Here is a 16,760-nt window from a genome sequence, read left to right as displayed (position 1 = left end):
CTATAAAATGGAACAGAAAAAATGCCGTTTTTGCCACTCATTACTAACAAATACTTTTTTAGATTTAGGAGTTTCCCCTCTCGCTAACTCATTTGTAGCTCCTGAAAACTCATATAAAATGGAACCATTTTATCCGCTGCACACATTTGTTTGTAACTCTTGTTTACTTGTACAATTAGATGAATTTGAATCTCCGCACAATATTTTTCATGACTATTTATACTTCAGTTCTTACTCATCAAGCTGGCTACTACACGCAAAGCAATATGTAGAAATGGCAATTAAGCGTTTTAACTTAACAAACCATTCGAAAGTAATTGAAATCGCGAGTAACGACGGATACTTATTACAATACTTTCAAAAAGAAAATATCGAAACACTAGGAATTGAACCAGCAAAAAATGTAGCAGAAATCGCTATCCAAAAAGGTATTCCTACTGAAGTAAATTTTTTCAGCAATGATTTAGCAAAAGAGTTACCGCAAGCAGATTTAATCGTCGCAAATAACGTATTAGCACACGTTCCGAACTTACATGATTTTGTCGCCGGTTTAAAAACGTTATTAAAACAAGATGGCACGATAACAATTGAATTCCCGCACTTATTAAACCTCATATCATGTAAACAGTTTGATACGATCTATCATGAGCACTTCTCCTATTTCTCACTTATAAGTCTTCAAAAAGTTTTAGCTCATCACCATTTACAAATTGTCGATGTAGAAGAACTTGCAACGCACGGTGGTTCATTGCGTATTTTTATAAACCATCATAATGACTCATCCACTATCCATTCCAATGTTACAAACTTAATCCAAAAAGAAGTAGATCACGGGCTAGATACATTAGATTGCTATCTCCTTTTCTCAAAACATATCGAACAATTGAAAATAAACATTTTAAAATTTTTTATCGAAGCGAAAGCTTTACACAAGCAAATTATCGGTTACGGTGCTCCTGCTAAAGGAAACACCCTTTTAAATTATTGCGGGATAGGAAAAGAATTTCTAGCTTATACAGTAGATAAAAACCCTCACAAACAAAATCTCCTTCTACCAGGAACCCGTATTCCAATACAATCTCCAGAAGAAATTAAGCGTACAAAACCTGATTACATCCTCATTCTCCCTTGGAATTTAAAAGATGAAATTATGAAAGAATGCTCTTTCATTCGCGAATGGGGCGGAAAATTTTTAGTAACGATACCAGAAGTTGAGGTAATTGAGCCATGAAAAAAATCCTTATAACAGGCGGTAGTGGATGGATTGGTAAATATGTTGTAAATTCTCTTATACAAAAGGGCTATGAAGTGCACGCCACTTACAATACAAATAAACCTTCTCACCTTTCTTGCCATTGGCATAAAGTAAACTTACTTTGCGATGAAGAAGTAAAAAAACTCATTTACGACATGAAGCCTAGTCATCTCATTCATTTAGCTTGGGAAGCAGTGCCGCCAGCGTGTTATGTATCTATTCATAATTACTATTGGCTTACATCTAGCATCTCATTAATTCAACACTTCACAACATGCGGCGGAGAGCGAATCGTTGTTGCAGGTACTGGCGCAGAGTATGAATGGTTTAACGGCGTACTATTTGAAGATTCACCGCTTCTTTCCTATAAAACCCCGTATTCATTATGTAAAAACGCACTACACTCCTGGCTACAATCATACGCTGAGCAAACAGGCCTCAGCATGTGTTGGGGCCGCATTTTCCATATGTATGGCCCTCACGAACAAGGGAATCGGCTCGTTTCTAACATTATCACTTCCTTATTAAAAAATGAGGAAGCACTATGTACACACGGAAAACAATCAAGAGATTTCCTCCATGTGGGTGACGTCGCTGATGCTCTCGTAACAGTATTAGAACACGACGTTACAGGCACAATCAATATCGCTTCTGGTCAATCTGTACAAATTAAAAAATTAGCTTCTATCATTGCTAAAAAGATAGGAAAAGAACATTTAATTAAACTAGGTGCGATCCCTTTCTCTAAAGATGAACCTTTATTCGTCGGCGTTAATGTAGAACGTTTAAAAAATGAAGTAAACTGGAAACCAACATACGATCTAAATACAGGAATCGAAGAAACAATTTTATGGTGGGAATCATTTATAAAAAAACATAACGATACGCACCACTAAAACGTAAATCCTTCGCTCCTCTCGCTAAATCCTTATACCATTCTTCTAATTTTTCAGATGTTATAATATGATGCGTTCCCATTCCCCCATGCTTACTAGCTTCAGAAAGAGTCGGACCAATTTGTAACTTTCTCTTTCTCATCGCATCATTCCACGGACTAAATCCAAACCATAATATACAAGCAAGTGGCGGATAAATCATAGATTCATGTGCAGATAAATGTCTTCCAACCGTATAACTTCCATGTCCATGATTATGAATAAATCTACCTCTTCTCCATAACGCCCAATCTTCTGGTAAATAGCCGTGAAATCGCTGTTTCATTAAAGGTATTCCAAAGTTAAGATCCGGATAATTATAGTTAAGATCATCGACCATAATAAGCCCTTCCAGCCAATACATTCTCCCTCCCAATTCATTCAGTGATTTCCAAAACTGATTTTTATCTTGCACACAAAGAAACTCAGTCGTATTTAAAATCATTTTCCATCCCTTTACTTCTTGTTCTACCATCATCACTTCATGATCTGTCGCTAGTGCATCAAATTCCGGATTTGCAGAATCTCGCACTTCCCAGTGTGGTGCGAATTTTTTACAAATTTCAACCGAACGATCTGTTGAACCTTTATTAATTAAAATGCCATGATCAAACAGTTTCGTATGATGAGCAAGCCACCACGGTAATAAATACTCTTCGTTATAAAAATGAGAAATAACGGTTGTAGTTATAACAATCTCCTCCTCGTTCTCTATTAATCTACTTTTTCATCCTACTCTTACTATACTTATCAGTTATGTAATTGGTTTCTTTTATTTTAAAAATATGTTTTTCTACCATATACTATGCTTTCTTAGACAACCACCATTTCCATTTTCTAAAGAAACATCTCAATAAACTGAAAATTAAGTTATAATATCATTATAAAATTATGAAGGAGGAATGCACTCATGTACTACAACACTTCATTCGAAAACGATCAACCTGTAGGCCGCCTATAAACTAAGGCGGGCATTCATATAACACATAACACTATGCCTCGTCTTAGGGAACTCATAATACCCTAAAAATAGACGGAGGTACTTTACATGAAACAAACAATTTTAGGAGCTATATGTTTATCACTAGCAGCTAGTATATGGGGCGGTATGTATGTTGTTAGTAAATACGTACTCGACTTTATCCCACCATTGACACTCGTTTGGCTACGCTTTATCATTGCTTTCGTTGTTTTATATTTCATTTTGAAAATAGCTGAGACAAAGCAAAAGAAGAAAGTAACCATTCGCAAAAAAGATTGGCTATTATTCGCTTGGATTGGATTTATCGGGTATTTCATTTCAATTACATGTCAATTTATCGGTACAAAATTATCCGACGCTCATACAGGCTCGTTAGTAACATCAGCCACTCCAGCATTTATGGTTATATTTGCAGCGATCATTTTAAAAGAAAAGCTAACCGCCCGTAGACTGCTATCTACTATAATAGCGACAATCGGTGTCATTATCGTCATTGGATGGGATATTGAAATTGGCTCCTATTTTATCGGTACAATCATATTAGTTGGAGCAGCTATTACGTGGGCTTTATTATCCATTTATGTGAAAATCGCTTCCGCTCAATTTTCATCTTTAGTTATTACAACGTACGCCATTTTCTTTTCACTCTTTTTTATTACACCTTTTATGATATGGGAACTACAATCAACCTCTTTCGAAACAGTAAATACGTACGTAATATTAGGCGTGGTTTACTTAGGAGTCGTCTCAACAGCAGGTGCCTTTTTCCTTTGGAATAAAGGATTAGAATTAATGGACGCAAGCATCGGATCATTATTTTTCTTCTTCCAACCTATCGTCGGGTCGTTACTTGGTTGGCTCTTATTAAATGAAACATTAAATAGTAACTTTTTTATCGGTGGTATTCTTATTATATGTAGTGTTTTTATTACTACTTTTGAAGAGAAATGAAAAAACAGGCAGAGATTTTTAATCTCTGCCTGTTCCACATTCTTTACGCACTCCAATGCGATGGACGGGACAACATTTTCGGTAATTTCGTATGTGTATCCCCTTTCGCCGCGTTAATTTGAACTTGCGTCAGAAAAATACTATTTGTAAAATCAGCTCCGCGAATATCTGCATCTCGCAAATCTGCTCCGATAAGATCTGCTCCTCTTAAGTTTGCTCTATTTAAGTTTGCCGCAATTAAGTAAGCTCCTCTTAAATTCGCTCCTTGCAAATCTTTCTTTTTCAAATTCGCTCCCATAAGGTCTGCTCCGCGATGACTCATTCGTTTCTTATGCGTTGCATTCATTTCCTTCCAAACGAGCTCACTCGTTTCTAAAAGTAACACATTTACTTCTGCACGATGTAATGGAATATTTACTTTCATTAACTCGTCCGCAGTTAAATTTGAAAGGCGCTCCGTTTCTTCAATCGCTTTACTTAGTTCTTTATGAATCGGTTGTGTCGCCTTTAACAGAATAGCCTCATTCAAATACCACAGTATTTCATGAAGCTGATGCATAACTGGAAAAGCATCGTACATTTTTCTCGCATGCTTAGCATCTTTCCGCCAATCAATCCCGTTAAACGTAACTTGCGAAATCTTCTGCCCAGCACCGAAACATTCAAATACTGTACAACCTTTATAACCTTCTTCTCTAAGATTTTTATGTATGCTACATTTATAATCTGATTGTAAGTTAGAACATGGTTTCCCGCCATCTTTATTCACCGCAAAATCTATCGATGCTGCGAATGGTAACGCCACGCAACATAGACCGAAGCATTTTTCGCAGTCTGCTTTTAAATGATCATTATGATTAGTCAAAATATATACCCCCTGTTGTCTTTTAACTATTTCATAATATTCTAACTGCATAAAATAATCAATTTTAATATAAAAGAGCATCTTTCATTTCAATTCATAACTTTATCCTGCAATTTCCTTTCAATTGAAAAAGACAGTTTCTATTAAATGAATTATAATTAAATTACAAATATTCAAATTAAAAGGAGACTTACTATGGCACTCGAAATGAAAACAAACTGTCAAATTTGCGATCAATCTCTCGAATCAAATTCCGAAGCTTACATTTGCGTGTATGAATGTACATTTTGTGCACCCTGTACAGAAGAAAGACAAAACGTTTGCCCAAACTGCGGCGGCGAATTAGTACGTAGACCTAAAAAGAAACAATAAAAAGCAAAGCGATATCGCTTTGCTTTTTTACTGTTTTGGGGGATTTGAAATTATATCAACGATTTTTCAAATATATCGAACAGAATTTCAACTCAAATTAAACGTTCAAAAACTTCACACAAACAGGCTCTGGTACAACAACATCAGATTGTAACAGTGTTAACTCCCCTGTCGTTTCATTTCTTGAAAATAGCACAAGATTATGTGACTTTTCATTTGTAGCAATAAGAAACTTTTCAGTCGGATCTAATACAAAGTCCCTCGGCCAATTTCCCTCTGTAGATGTATGTGCAACAAATGTAAGCTCACCTGAATTTTGATCCACACTGAAAACAACAATACTATTATGGCCACGGTTCGCTGCATATACAAAACGGCCGTCAGAAGAAATATGAATCGCACTTCCTTGACTATTGTCATCAAATTCTTTCGGAACAGTAGAAATATACTGCAACTCTGTAAAGGATCCCTCTTCCGGATTATATGATAATGCAATAACTTCCGAGCTAAGTTCAGTCATCACATAAGCGTGCTTTCCGTTCGGATGAAAAGTAATATGTCTCGGACCACTTCCTGGGTTCACAGACAAGCTATTCACTTCTTTTAACTTACTATCTTTTATTTCATACGTAAGTATTTTATCAATCCCTAAATCAACACCTACCACATATTTTTCATCAGGAGTATATCCCGCGTAATGTGCATGTGGTTTTTCTTGTCTTTCTTTATTCGGACCTGAACCTTTATGCGTCATAATAGATAAAGCAGCATTTACAGTTCCATTTTCCTCATTTACTACAAAAGACTCAATCGTCCCTTTATGGTAATTCGCTGTAACTACCGTACGATTTCCACTATCGACACTAATATGACAAGGAGAAGCCCCTTCTACTACTTGTCTGTTTTGTTCTGTTAGCTCTCCAGTATGACTATGAATCGAATAAGCAGCTACACCACCAGCTTCTCCTTCTTTTACAACAGAATAGAGATATTCATTATTTTTGCTGATTGTTACATATGTAGGGTTATCCAGCTTAGCCGCAAGTGTTACATTACTAATTTTTTGCGCTGCCGTGTCTAACGTAAACTTATATATCCCTTCACTATTTTCTTTCGTGTACGTTCCAACATATCCAATAAACTCTTTGTTATCCGCCATTTTCATAACCCTCTCCCTATAGTTTTTGTTCATCATATTTTTTACAGAAAAACCTTAAACTATTTTTTGAAAGAACATCTAAAAAAACTTGAGTACCTCTTTATAAGTTACCATATTTTCCTGCCAAATAGCCTCTAAATCCACTTTTTCTGAAAAGCTGCTATACTTTCATATTCTTCTTCCAGATGACGTGCCAAACGAATATAGATCGGTGTTAACTCTTTATATTTCTCCACACTTTCCATGTTTGGCTCATGATAAAAGTTGGCACCTACCATTTCAGAAACTACGTGTAATGAGTCTACTTCACCTAAACTATATAACCCAAGGATTGCCGCTCCTAAGCAAGAGCTTTCGAAACTTTCTGGAACGTATACGTCTTGATGAAAAATATCTGCCATCATCTGTCTCCAAAGTTTCGATCTTGCAAAGCCACCTGTCGCTTGAATTTTTTTCGGTTCACCAATTAGCTCTTTTAAAGCAAGAAGCACTGTATACAAGTTATAAATGATTCCCTCTAAAACAGCACGGATAAGATGTTCTTTCTTATGATGTAGTCCAAGCCCAAAGAAAGACCCCCGCGCATTCGCATTCCATAAGGGAGCTCTTTCTCCTGCTAAATACGGATGAAATAATAAACCGTCAGATCCAGGATTCACTTTTGCTGCTATTTCCGTAAGCAATTCATAAGGATCTTTTCCTAAGCGCTCCCCTTGCTCAACTTCTAACGCACATAACTGGTCACGAACCCACCTAAAAATCATACCGCCATTATTCACCGGTCCACCAATTACCCAAAGGTCCTCAGTTAACGCGTAACAAAAAGTCCTACCCTTCGGATCCGTTACAGGCTGATTTGTGACAACTCGCACCGCACCGCTCGTACCAATTGTAATAGCAACTACTCCAGGTTCTATTGCATTTACACCTAAATTCGATAGTACCCCATCACTCGCACCGACTATAAAAGGAGTAGTAACAAGTACATTCATCTCTCTTGCAAGTTCTTCATGTATCCCTATTAAACTGTGCGTCGTTGGAACAACTGTAGATAGCTTTTCATCTGTAATTCCTGCAACACGCAAGGCCTCTTCATCCCATTTTAAAGATTTCAAATTGAACATTCCTGTCGCTGATGCAATAGAATAATCAATTACATATTCCTTAAATAACTTATAGAAAACATACTCTTTAATAGAGATGAATTTATAGCTCTTTGCAAATAACTCTACATGTTCATTCTTAAGCCAAACTAATTTCGAAAGTGGTGACATAGGATGGATTGGTGTTCCAGTACGAAGGTAAATTTCATGCCCATTCATATCATTCTTTATTTTTTCTGCCCAGCTCGCGCTTCTATTATCTGCCCAAGTGATACATCTCGTTAACGGCTTCCCTGCTTCGTCTACAGCAATGACACTATGCATGGCCGAACTAAAAGAAACACAAAGAATATCACCTGGCTGCACATTACTTGATTGTATAGTTTCTTTAATCGTATGTATGACCGCTTGAAAAATCTCTTCTGGATCTTGTTCTGCTGTTTCTGGCGTAGGAGAATATAAAGGATATTCAATTCCATGACTTGCAATAACAGATCCATCAACCGAAAACAAAACTGCTTTTGTACTAGTTGTTCCAATATCTACACCAATCATATATTTCGAACCCACTATGTAACCCCTTTCAAATTATTTCGATAACAAAAAAGACACTCCATTATGAGAGCTACGTTTTCATAAACTTCACTCTCATAATGGGGCCTTTTTATAACCATTGTGCTGTTTTGAAACTGCATGGTGTCTTTTCATATTGCTGCTTTCATGTAATAAGGTACCAAACTCGGGATTTATTTTACAGGATGAAGTTACATAGAGATTGGTCCTCTCATGAAATAGAAATTTGTGAAAACTTTACTTCCTTATAACTTAGGCGCTTTCGCCCAATCCGCAGCAAACTTTTCAATACCTTGATCTGTTAATGGATGCATAGCAAGTTGTTCAATTACTTTATAAGGAATTGTTGCAATGTGAGCACCTGCCATCGCTACACGCGTCACATGATCTGGGTGTCTAACAGAAGCCGCAATAATTTGTGTATCTAATAGATGAACATCGAATAATTCCGCAATTTTAGCAACTAATAATACGCCATCTTCAGAAATATCATCTAAACGGCCTAAAAATGGAGAAACGTACGTTGCACCTGCTCGAGCAGCTAAAAGTGCTTGGTTCACAGTGAAAATAAGTGTAACGTTCGTTTTCACACCTTTTTCAGTAAGGTAGCGACAAGCTTCTAATCCTGCTAGTGTCATCGGAAGTTTTATTGTAACTTTTTCATCGCCACCGTTAATTTTAATCAGTTCTTCTGCTTGAGCGATCATCTCTTCGGCTGTAACAGCATCTGGCGTTACCTCTGCCGAAACAGATTCAACGTTAGGTACTGCCTGACAAATTTCTGCAATACGGTCTTCAAACTTAATGCCTTCTTTCGCTACTAAAGACGGATTCGTTGTAACACCAGCTAAAACACCTAGTTTATATGCCTTTTTTATGTCCTCAAGATTTGCAGTATCAATAAAAAACTTCATGTTTTATTCCCTCCATTTTTTAAACGTTAACGAGTTATATTATTTCTTCTCTACTGCATGTCCACCAAATTCATTGCGCAGTGCTGCTACAACTTTTCCTGTGAATGTATCATTGTCTAATGAGCGGTAGCGCATTAATAAAGACATTGCGATAACAGGAGTTGCAGTTTGAAGATCTAATGCTGTTTCTACTGTCCATTTCCCTTCACCAGAAGAATGCATAACTCCCTTAATTTCATCCAGTTTCGCATCTTTAGAAAATGCATTTTCAGTCAACTCCATTAACCATGAGCGAATAACTGAACCGTTGTTCCATACTCTTGATACTTTTTCATAATCGTAGTCAAATTCACTTTTCTCTAAAACCTCAAATCCTTCACCAATAGCGGCCATCATTCCGTATTCAATTCCGTTGTGAATCATTTTTAAAAAGTGACCACTACCAGCTTTCCCAGCATATAAGAATCCATTTTCTACAGCTGTATCACGGAAAATAGGTTCAACGATATCCCAAGCTTCTTGATCTCCTCCGATCATGTAACAAGCACCATTACGAGCGCCTTCCATTCCGCCCGAAGTTCCTGCATCCATAAAGTGAATGCCATCTTTCTTTAGTTGCTCATATCGGCGAATAGATTCTTTATAATGCGAATTACCAGCTTCAATTAAAATATCTCCTTTTGATAAAAGCGGTGTAATCTCATTAATAACAGAATCAACAACAGCGTGCGGAACCATTACCCAAAGAATTCTTGGTGATTCCAATGATTGAACAAGCTCGTTTAAATTAGATGTACCTGTAGCACCGTACTCTTTCATTTCTTCCACTGCTCTCGTATTTAAATCAAATGCTGCTACTTCATGTTTATGATTAATTAAATTCTTCCCTAAATTTAATCCCATTTTACCTAAACCAATTAATCCTACTCTCATAATATAATTCCTCCTTGGATTACCTTTCATCATAAATACACATTAATACAATGATGAATATCTTTTTGTCATATTGCTTTACTTATAAGGATGTACTTATTTTTTCAATCCCTCATCTAACCACCATTTAAACTCACTTTCTTGTAACAGAGCATTCGCAGCATCTGGACCATACGAACCCGACTTATATTCATGAAGTGGTAACAAGTTTTCCTCGAATGCTTCAAGTATTGGCTGTACCCATTCCCATGACAATTCAACTTCTCTCCAGTGCGCAAAGAATGTAGAATCTCCACATACAGCATCATAGATAAGTCTTTCATAAGCTTCAGGTATTCCCACTCCTGTTTGCTCACAAGTAAAATGAATACGGATCGGTTCAAGCTCGCCATTGTTCAATGGATTTTTACTATTTAATTGGAGTGAAACATTTTCATTTGGGCTAATTTCAATGATTAACAAATTAGGCTCTGCATTTGGATTACTATCTTGATATTGCTGCTTTAATGTATTTTTAAATTCAATTACAATACGAGTAGATTTTTCTTTCATTCTTTTTCCTGTTCGTATATAAAATGGAACGCCAGTCCAAAATGGGTTATCAATCCATAGGCGAGCCGCAACAAATGTGTCTGTTTGAGAAGAAGGATTTACTCCTGGCTCCTCTCTATACGCTGCAACTTGTTGGCCCTTTATCTCCCCTGAAGCATATTGTCCGCGAATGATATGGTTCTGAACGTCTTCTTTTTTCACTTTACGAAGAGTCTCCATTACCTTTCGTTTTTCCTCACGAATTTCACATGCATTTATCTTTTCCGGCAAATTCATAGCAGTCATCATTAATATTTGCAACATATGATTTTGAACCATATCGCGAATTGCTCCTGCATGATCATAATATGCTGCCCTTTCTTCTACCCCAACCGTTTCACTCGCTGTTATTTGTACATTCGCAATATGTTCTTTATTCCAAATCGATTGGAGAACAGGGTTTGCAAATTCAAGTGCTTCAATATTTTGAACCATTGGCTTACCTAAATAATGATCAATACGATATATTTCGTCTTCTTCAAACGTTCGGCTAAGCTTATCATTCAGCTCTCGAGCAGATGGAAGATCATGACCAAACGGTTTCTCAATCATTAGGCGCTTCCAGCCATCCGTTTCATCGAGTCCACTTCCCTTAATATTTAAAGCAATGGTCTCAAAGAAGTCAGGAGTAACTGAAAGGTAGAACATTCTATTCCCTTGTATATTTTGTTCTTCTTCCCTTTCACGAACTACTTGTAATAACCTTTTATAGTCTTCCGGCTTATTCACATCTAACGGGCAATAACGAAAATACTCTAAAAAATCTTCTACTTCCGGAGTACCTTCTTCCCTGCGACGCGAAAAAGTTTCTATGGATTCTTTTACTCTTTTTTGAAAATCTAAATGAGATACTTCACGTCTTCCAAGCCCAATAACGGATATTTGCTTTGGAAGCTTTTGATCTCTATATAAATTATATAGCGCGGGGTAAATTTTTCTTTTAGCTAAATCCCCCGTTGCTCCAAATAAAACAAAGGTCATTGATTCCAATTTCAGTCCCCCTCGTGATGTATAGTCATTGTTACTATAGTAAAAATGCATTGTACAGAAGCTGCCATTATGGTTGATCCACTCTTGCTTCTTAACTTTTAATTTTTTATATTTGCCGCTTTCTAATTGTCCCCAATATTAATAGTGGCAATTCAAAGCATTTTTACCACATACTACTTACTCGCCTTAACTTATATAAAATAACTTAATTACTTTTAGTAATTTGATTACGTTATGTCTTACATATTAACTACATAGATTATTATCGTCAAGAAAATTGTCTCGGATTAAAGATTTTAATCCCGCAACATCTTATTAGAAATACGTTGAACTGAATAATAAAAAGGCAAGACCGAACATATTCTTGTTCAATCTTGCCTTTTTACTATTGCTTCAAATGATTTTTAACCGCTCTTATAACTAATTCATGATCCTCTTCTGGTGGTAATCCTGAAACTGTTATCATTCCAATAACCCCTACATCTTTTATTTGGACCGGAAAACATCCACCAAACGCAGCATAATCCGACCTATCTAAAAGATACTTTTCATTATATGGAACGCCCGTTATTTCACTTTGTATCTGCATATAATACGAGCTATGATTATGCAAAGAAACAACTCGTTTTTTACGCTCAATCCATTGCGTATTTTCCGCAGTTGTCCCTGTCATCTTGAAATGAAATAGTTGCACACCATTTTTCGCTATATCAACAGCAATCAATTTCCCTTCTTGCCTCGCCGTTTCAACGATAAATAAACCTATTTGCAAAGCATCTTCATTTGTAAAAGAGGAAAATTGAAGTGTTTCCTCCTCTATTAAAATTTGTTTACTGATTTCATTCAAATTTGAAGTACTCATATATTTATCCCCCTTACTCACTTTATGCGACTCTATCGTACGACCTTTCCATATAACTAATACCGTAAAACGTACTCTTCTCTTCTTGGTGCTATTATGAATTATATTTAACTCATTAAAAATGTATGTCCTCTAGTGCTAAACATTTCGTATAGCAGTTTTCTTCCTGCTACATACAAGCATAAAAAAACCAGTTACTTAAGCAACCGGTTCGCTAACAATTTCATATCGGATATTCATTCAACCAAAGGAATGCTTGTTCACGATCATCAAAAAATTTTACAGATTCTTTTGTATTGGACTGTTGTAAATAATTCAGTATCTCCCCTTCTTCAAGAAGAAAAGCAATTGCCTTACTGTGTTTCAAAATCGTTTCATTGAAAAACTTATCTTTCCATACTTTTTGAACAGAAAAATGATCTGGCGTATATCCTTTTCTATCCACCAACACCTTGTATTTCCGCCCCTCGGAAATGAATTGCTGACAAACTTGCTCGAAGCCATTAAACCATTCATAAACATCATCTGTTTTAATCTTGCCGATAAGACTGGTAACAATTATATCTCCCGAAACTGTTGTGCTAATATTCAGTTCACTCAACCTAGAATCATCTCCCTTAGTTACAATTATGCGGAAATATCACGTAAAATCAATAAGGTAAAATTGTTACGCATTAAAGCAACCTTATATACGAAAGGAGCCTATGTAATAGATGACCTTTTGTCACGCATTAAAAAAGGGACAGACTCTCCCAACGGAGAAGCCTGTCCCAAAATCGTTCTATTTTATTTTGCATTAGAACTAACAATCGTGAATTAGAATAATGATTTAATACTTGCTAAAACAGTAAGTACACCTACAATAATAACAAATACGTTGCTCATTTTCCCTTTGTATTTAGCTAGTACTGGCACTTTTTGAATCGCATACATCGGTAATAGACATAAGATAGCAGCAACTAATGGACCGCTTAGAGAATCAATAAGTCCAAGAATACTTGGATTTGTATAAGCAACAAACCAGCATGATAATACAACAAAAGTAAGGACGATTGTCTTAATTGTTTTTTCTTCAATTACTTTTCCACGTGATTTACCGAACTTAATAATCATGTCACGCATTACTTCAAATGCTCCGATATAATGGCCAAGGAAAGACTTTGTAATAGCCACAAAAGCAATGATTGGAGCTGCAATCGTGATTACAGGTGAATTAAGCTCATTCGCAAGATATGAAAGAATTGATAAGTTTTGCTCTTTTGCCATTTTTAAATCCTCTGGAGTCAAGCTTAATGTACTACTCCAAACGAAGAACATAACTACAGCGAATGTCATGATATAACAAACTTTTTGTATTTGCGCACATTTAGCATCAGTAGCTTCTATGCCATACGTAGCTCTCTGCTTCACAACAAATGATGAAATCATAGGTGAATGATTAAATGAGAATACGATGATTGGTAGAACCAACAATATCGTTCCAAAATATCCTGTTCCTGTTGAAGCAGTAGAAACAGCTGAGAAGCTAAGCATTGACGTATTCCACTGTGGAATTAAAGATATTGCGATAAACAGTAGAGAAGCTATGAAAGGATACACTAGCATACTCATGATCTTTACAGTAATATCTTGACCAAAATTCAGTATAGCGATAAGACCAAGAACTAATACAAGTGATAAAATAGCTCTTGGAGGTTCTGGCAAGTGCAATTGATGTACGATAAAACTACTTGCAGTATTTGTAAGCGCAACCGAATACATTAGTACGATTGTATAAATTGAACCGAAATATACGATGTTAAAAATGATACTTGCTTTATTTCCGAAATACTCTCTAATTGTACCTGTGATCCCCTCATCAGCAGAATTAGAAGCGTATATCATTTTAGCAAGTGCCCTATGTGAGTAATACATAACTGGATATGCAAGCAATGTAATTAGTAGTAATGATAATAATCCACCTGAACCTGCATTAATCGGTAAAAAGAGCACCCCTGCTCCAATTGCAGTTCCAAATAGGCTCAATGCCCATGTAGTATCCTGCTTATGCCACTTTTTCGGATCTGCATATTGCTCATTTTTTAGTGCGGTATTTTCAGCTTGAACTTCTATTTTCTTTGCAGTATTCCCGTTCATATAATAGCTCCCCCTTGTATTCTATTCTCGCGTCTCTCTTTATCGCTAACGAACATTTCCTATTTTAGAAAATGAATTCCTTACAAGTTGCCCTACATTGTATGTCCTTCATCAAAATGAATCCAAATTGAAACACTCGCTAGTTAGCGTCCTAATATAATTGTTAGCGTTCACAAAATTGTTTACTCGTAATATCCGCTCTTTATATAAAGACCGCTTAAGAGAACAATATAGAATAGACTTCATATAATACGTTGCAACATTTTTAATAACAGTGTATTACTTTAATGGTTTCTCTTTTTTACTTTTAACAGTAATTTTAGCTAAACCAGCCTCTCATCATTTGTGAGGCATTTCTTTCTCAATTCTATACATCACTTTAATAGCTTCGGCAGCATTTATGGTATTGATTACACAAGCCACTGAAGCACTTTACATACATTTCGCCTCTAACCACACACCTTTCTTACTAGTAATCGCATTTTTTATATTTTCTCCAGAGATAATAAAATTTCTCTCGACGCCCTCATTATAACGTGTATATTTATAAAATTAATATTTTTATATTTTCAGAAATATTAATTGGATATAATTTTACATGGATAATATTTTACAGTTAGCACAAAACCCTTGTCCCTATCACTTAAAACGGAATTGATCAGCAAAAAACACAGTAAAATATTGTTTATCTAAGTTACTTATTTTAAAAATACTTATATATTTCTTTACCGAAAAATTCTATTTTGATTTAAAAAAGATATTCTAGTAAATAATTAATGTGGTTAAAAAGAAACATCTCTTCAAATGTATAAACCGATTTTCAGGATATACATTACAGATATTGCATTCATATACATTTTTAACTTGATCGGTAACGAGAGAACCGCTAACATTTTTGCTAAACAAAAAAGTAAAATAAGCTGCCCATATGGACAGCTTATTTGTATCATTATTAGGATTGGACAAACGAATCACTTCAATGTCTTCTTAATTTTAGTTTTTTCAACTCTTCTTCAGGGATATTTCTATGTTTGTATTGAATGGATTTTATTTCATTTCCTTTTAGATGATATTATTGATTATTACACGATTCAACCTATTCAAAACGAATAATATAATTTTTAAAATCCCTCATTAACTAGCTCTCTTATCGAGTTTAATTTTGCAGAGAGCTCAATAAACCATTCTTCATCCCCTGTTAATAATGCAAGGTCTATAAGATAAAGGATTTGTTCCTTATTTATTACCTTTGATTCAGGGAGTTTGTTAACGTGTTTACTAAAGAGTAAAATCGCTTCGTTCATTGTGTACTTGTCGTCACGTTTCACAATGCTAACTGTAACTACATCTTCCACTTCATCAAGTGATACAATGTAACCAACTATGAATTCACCCTCATTTGATATTCCACGAACCCAATCTCCCACTTTTAAAACATGATTATTATTTGACACCATACCTTTTCACCTTCTTATACATATTTTTTGTAACGATAAAAAAGATATAAAAACTAACTTAAACTGTAATTATTTTCGTTACAGTTGATTTTTAAGAACTCACGGCTACATAATAATTAAGCCGCTTAACGTTCTTGATTAATAAGGTCAACAACTTCTTTCATTGTATAATTCTTTAAATATTCACCTAGATGTTCTTCCGCACCTAAGAAAATAGCAAAAAGAACTTTCCGCATGTTCGAACCTACAATACACTGATCATTTGATTCTGGACACTTCGGCTGCAATGCCCCTTCAGAGGTTATTTGATAAATATTCCAAAGATTAATTTCACTTAAATCACGGGCAAAAATAAACCCTCCACCAGTTCCCTCTTTTGATTGTATAAACTTATGTTTTTTTAACAAACTTAGCACTTTTCGAATGCGTACTGGATGAACACCTGCACTTTCTGAAATAGCATTACTTGTTGACATCCGATCTGGCTGTAAAGCTAAATAAGTTAAACTGTGAATGGCCAAGGTAAAGTCGCTGTTCATTATTGTCCTCCTACGATAAAAAATATGATTTCTCGCTTAGTAACATACTGTAGCCATAAATATTACAGATAGGTTAGTCAAACGTTAAAATATATAAGAAACATGCTTAGCATGAAAAAATAAATCCCTTTATATTCTATCAG

Annotated in this window: 15 protein-coding genes and 1 pseudogene; 4 read left to right on the top strand and 12 right to left on the bottom strand. The window is 35.6% G+C overall.

Annotation, left to right across the window (positions count from 1 at the left end):
* Nucleotides 1-7 precede the first annotated feature (7 nt).
* The gene (locus MR115_RS16230) at nucleotides 8-1,231 is read left to right on the top strand and encodes a class I SAM-dependent methyltransferase (protein ID WP_242241978.1); all 1,224 of its coding nucleotides are present in this window, start codon (nucleotides 8-10) and stop codon (nucleotides 1,229-1,231) included.
* Nucleotides 1,228-2,151, top strand: coding sequence for an NAD-dependent epimerase/dehydratase family protein (locus tag MR115_RS16225; RefSeq protein ID WP_242241977.1), 924 nt, complete (start codon nucleotides 1,228-1,230; stop codon nucleotides 2,149-2,151). The genes MR115_RS16230 and MR115_RS16225 overlap by 4 nt, the downstream gene beginning before the upstream one ends.
* On the opposite strand, the gene MR115_RS16220 is transcribed toward MR115_RS16225, so the two are convergent.
* On the bottom strand, nucleotides 2,120-2,905 hold the full coding sequence (locus tag MR115_RS16220; RefSeq protein ID WP_242242149.1) for a glycosyltransferase family 2 protein: 786 nt from the start codon (nucleotides 2,903-2,905) through the stop codon (nucleotides 2,120-2,122). The two genes, MR115_RS16225 and MR115_RS16220, sit on opposite strands and share 32 nt — an antisense overlap.
* Before the next feature lie 333 nt (nucleotides 2,906-3,238).
* Between MR115_RS16220 and MR115_RS16215 the strand changes: the two genes are divergently transcribed.
* Nucleotides 3,239-4,123 (top strand): DMT family transporter, encoded by an 885-nt coding sequence (locus tag MR115_RS16215; RefSeq protein ID WP_242241976.1) that lies wholly within the window; start codon nucleotides 3,239-3,241, stop codon nucleotides 4,121-4,123.
* A 43-nt stretch (nucleotides 4,124-4,166) separates the two neighbouring features.
* On the opposite strand, the gene MR115_RS16210 is transcribed toward MR115_RS16215, so the two are convergent.
* Nucleotides 4,167-4,988, bottom strand: a complete 822-nt coding sequence (locus tag MR115_RS16210; RefSeq protein WP_242241975.1) for a pentapeptide repeat-containing protein — start codon at nucleotides 4,986-4,988, stop codon at nucleotides 4,167-4,169.
* 195 nt (nucleotides 4,989-5,183) lie between these two features.
* Here MR115_RS16210 and MR115_RS16205 point away from each other — a divergent pair, with 195 nt between their 5' ends.
* A complete protein-coding gene (locus MR115_RS16205; RefSeq protein WP_002146550.1) occupies nucleotides 5,184-5,360 on the top strand; it encodes a DUF1272 domain-containing protein in 177 nt (58 codons plus the stop codon).
* 97 nt (nucleotides 5,361-5,457) lie between these two features.
* Here the strand turns inward: MR115_RS16205 and MR115_RS16200 are convergent, their stop codons facing one another.
* From MR115_RS16200 to saiR, 10 genes and pseudogenes are all read right to left on the bottom strand, one after another.
* Nucleotides 5,458-6,519: a lactonase family protein gene (locus tag MR115_RS16200; protein ID WP_242242148.1), complete on the bottom strand. Its 1,062-nt coding sequence runs from the start codon at nucleotides 6,517-6,519 to the stop codon at nucleotides 5,458-5,460.
* A 134-nt stretch (nucleotides 6,520-6,653) separates the two neighbouring features.
* Nucleotides 6,654-8,195 carry a gluconokinase gene (gene gntK, locus MR115_RS16195; protein ID WP_242242147.1) on the bottom strand — a complete coding sequence of 514 codons (1,542 nt, stop codon included), beginning with the start codon at nucleotides 8,193-8,195 and terminating at the stop codon, nucleotides 6,654-6,656.
* A 245-nt stretch (nucleotides 8,196-8,440) separates the two neighbouring features.
* Entirely contained in the window at nucleotides 8,441-9,109 is a 669-nt protein-coding gene (fsa, locus tag MR115_RS16190; RefSeq protein ID WP_000667684.1) for a fructose-6-phosphate aldolase, read from the bottom strand.
* 39 nt (nucleotides 9,110-9,148) lie between these two features.
* Nucleotides 9,149-10,042, bottom strand: a complete 894-nt coding sequence (gnd, locus tag MR115_RS16185) for a phosphogluconate dehydrogenase (NAD(+)-dependent, decarboxylating) (protein ID WP_242241974.1) — start codon at nucleotides 10,040-10,042, stop codon at nucleotides 9,149-9,151.
* Between the two features lie 96 nt (nucleotides 10,043-10,138).
* A complete protein-coding gene (zwf, locus tag MR115_RS16180; protein ID WP_242241973.1) occupies nucleotides 10,139-11,623 on the bottom strand; it encodes a glucose-6-phosphate dehydrogenase in 1,485 nt (494 codons plus the stop codon).
* A gap of 385 nt (nucleotides 11,624-12,008) precedes the next feature.
* Nucleotides 12,009-12,485 (bottom strand): heme-degrading domain-containing protein, encoded by a 477-nt coding sequence (locus MR115_RS16175; RefSeq protein WP_061678964.1) that lies wholly within the window; start codon nucleotides 12,483-12,485, stop codon nucleotides 12,009-12,011.
* Nucleotides 12,486-12,708: 223 nt separating this feature from the next.
* Nucleotides 12,709-13,160 (bottom strand): annotated as a pseudogene (locus MR115_RS16170) (STAS/SEC14 domain-containing protein).
* Nucleotides 13,161-13,301: 141 nt separating this feature from the next.
* Nucleotides 13,302-14,621, bottom strand: a complete 1,320-nt coding sequence (locus tag MR115_RS16165; RefSeq protein WP_242241972.1) for an aromatic amino acid transport family protein — start codon at nucleotides 14,619-14,621, stop codon at nucleotides 13,302-13,304.
* Nucleotides 14,622-15,742: 1,121 nt separating this feature from the next.
* Nucleotides 15,743-16,078 carry an IDEAL domain-containing protein gene (locus MR115_RS16160; RefSeq protein ID WP_242241971.1) on the bottom strand — a complete coding sequence of 112 codons (336 nt, stop codon included), beginning with the start codon at nucleotides 16,076-16,078 and terminating at the stop codon, nucleotides 15,743-15,745.
* A gap of 125 nt (nucleotides 16,079-16,203) precedes the next feature.
* Complete coding sequence (saiR, locus tag MR115_RS16155) at nucleotides 16,204-16,617, bottom strand: Rrf2-family transcriptional regulator SaiR (protein ID WP_001083470.1); 414 nt, start codon at nucleotides 16,615-16,617, stop codon at nucleotides 16,204-16,206.
* Nucleotides 16,618-16,760: the final 143 nt, after the last annotated feature.

The sequence above is a fragment of the Bacillus cereus group sp. BfR-BA-01309 genome (genome assembly GCF_022664315.1).
GTDB lineage: Bacteria > Bacillota > Bacilli > Bacillales > Bacillaceae_G > Bacillus_A > Bacillus_A mobilis.
The sequence above is the reverse complement of the archived record's forward strand: the minus strand, read 5'-3'. Positions and strand labels throughout refer to the sequence as shown.

Bases quoted from the DNA above. Each gene is read 5' to 3' on its own strand.
- MR115_RS16165 (WP_242241972.1), bottom strand. From the start codon at position 14,621: ATGAACGGGAATACTGCAAAGAAAATAGAAGTTCAAGCTGAAAATACC.
- MR115_RS16205 (WP_002146550.1), top strand. From the start codon at position 5,184: ATGGCACTCGAAATGAAAACAAACTGTCAAATTTGCGATCAATCTCTC.
- MR115_RS16225 (WP_242241977.1), top strand. From the start codon at position 1,228: ATGAAAAAAATCCTTATAACAGGCGGTAGTGGATGGATTGGTAAATAT.
- MR115_RS16160 (WP_242241971.1), bottom strand. From the start codon at position 16,078: ATGGTGTCAAATAATAATCATGTTTTAAAAGTGGGAGATTGGGTTCGT.
- fsa (WP_000667684.1), bottom strand. From the start codon at position 9,109: ATGAAGTTTTTTATTGATACTGCAAATCTTGAGGACATAAAAAAGGCA.
- MR115_RS16230 (WP_242241978.1), top strand. From the start codon at position 8: ATGGAACAGAAAAAATGCCGTTTTTGCCACTCATTACTAACAAATACT.
- MR115_RS16200 (WP_242242148.1), bottom strand. From the start codon at position 6,519: ATGGCGGATAACAAAGAGTTTATTGGATATGTTGGAACGTACACGAAA.
- MR115_RS16175 (WP_061678964.1), bottom strand. From the start codon at position 12,485: ATGAGTACTTCAAATTTGAATGAAATCAGTAAACAAATTTTAATAGAG.
- MR115_RS16215 (WP_242241976.1), top strand. From the start codon at position 3,239: ATGAAACAAACAATTTTAGGAGCTATATGTTTATCACTAGCAGCTAGT.
- saiR (WP_001083470.1), bottom strand. From the start codon at position 16,617: ATGAACAGCGACTTTACCTTGGCCATTCACAGTTTAACTTATTTAGCT.
- gnd (WP_242241974.1), bottom strand. From the start codon at position 10,042: ATGAGAGTAGGATTAATTGGTTTAGGTAAAATGGGATTAAATTTAGGG.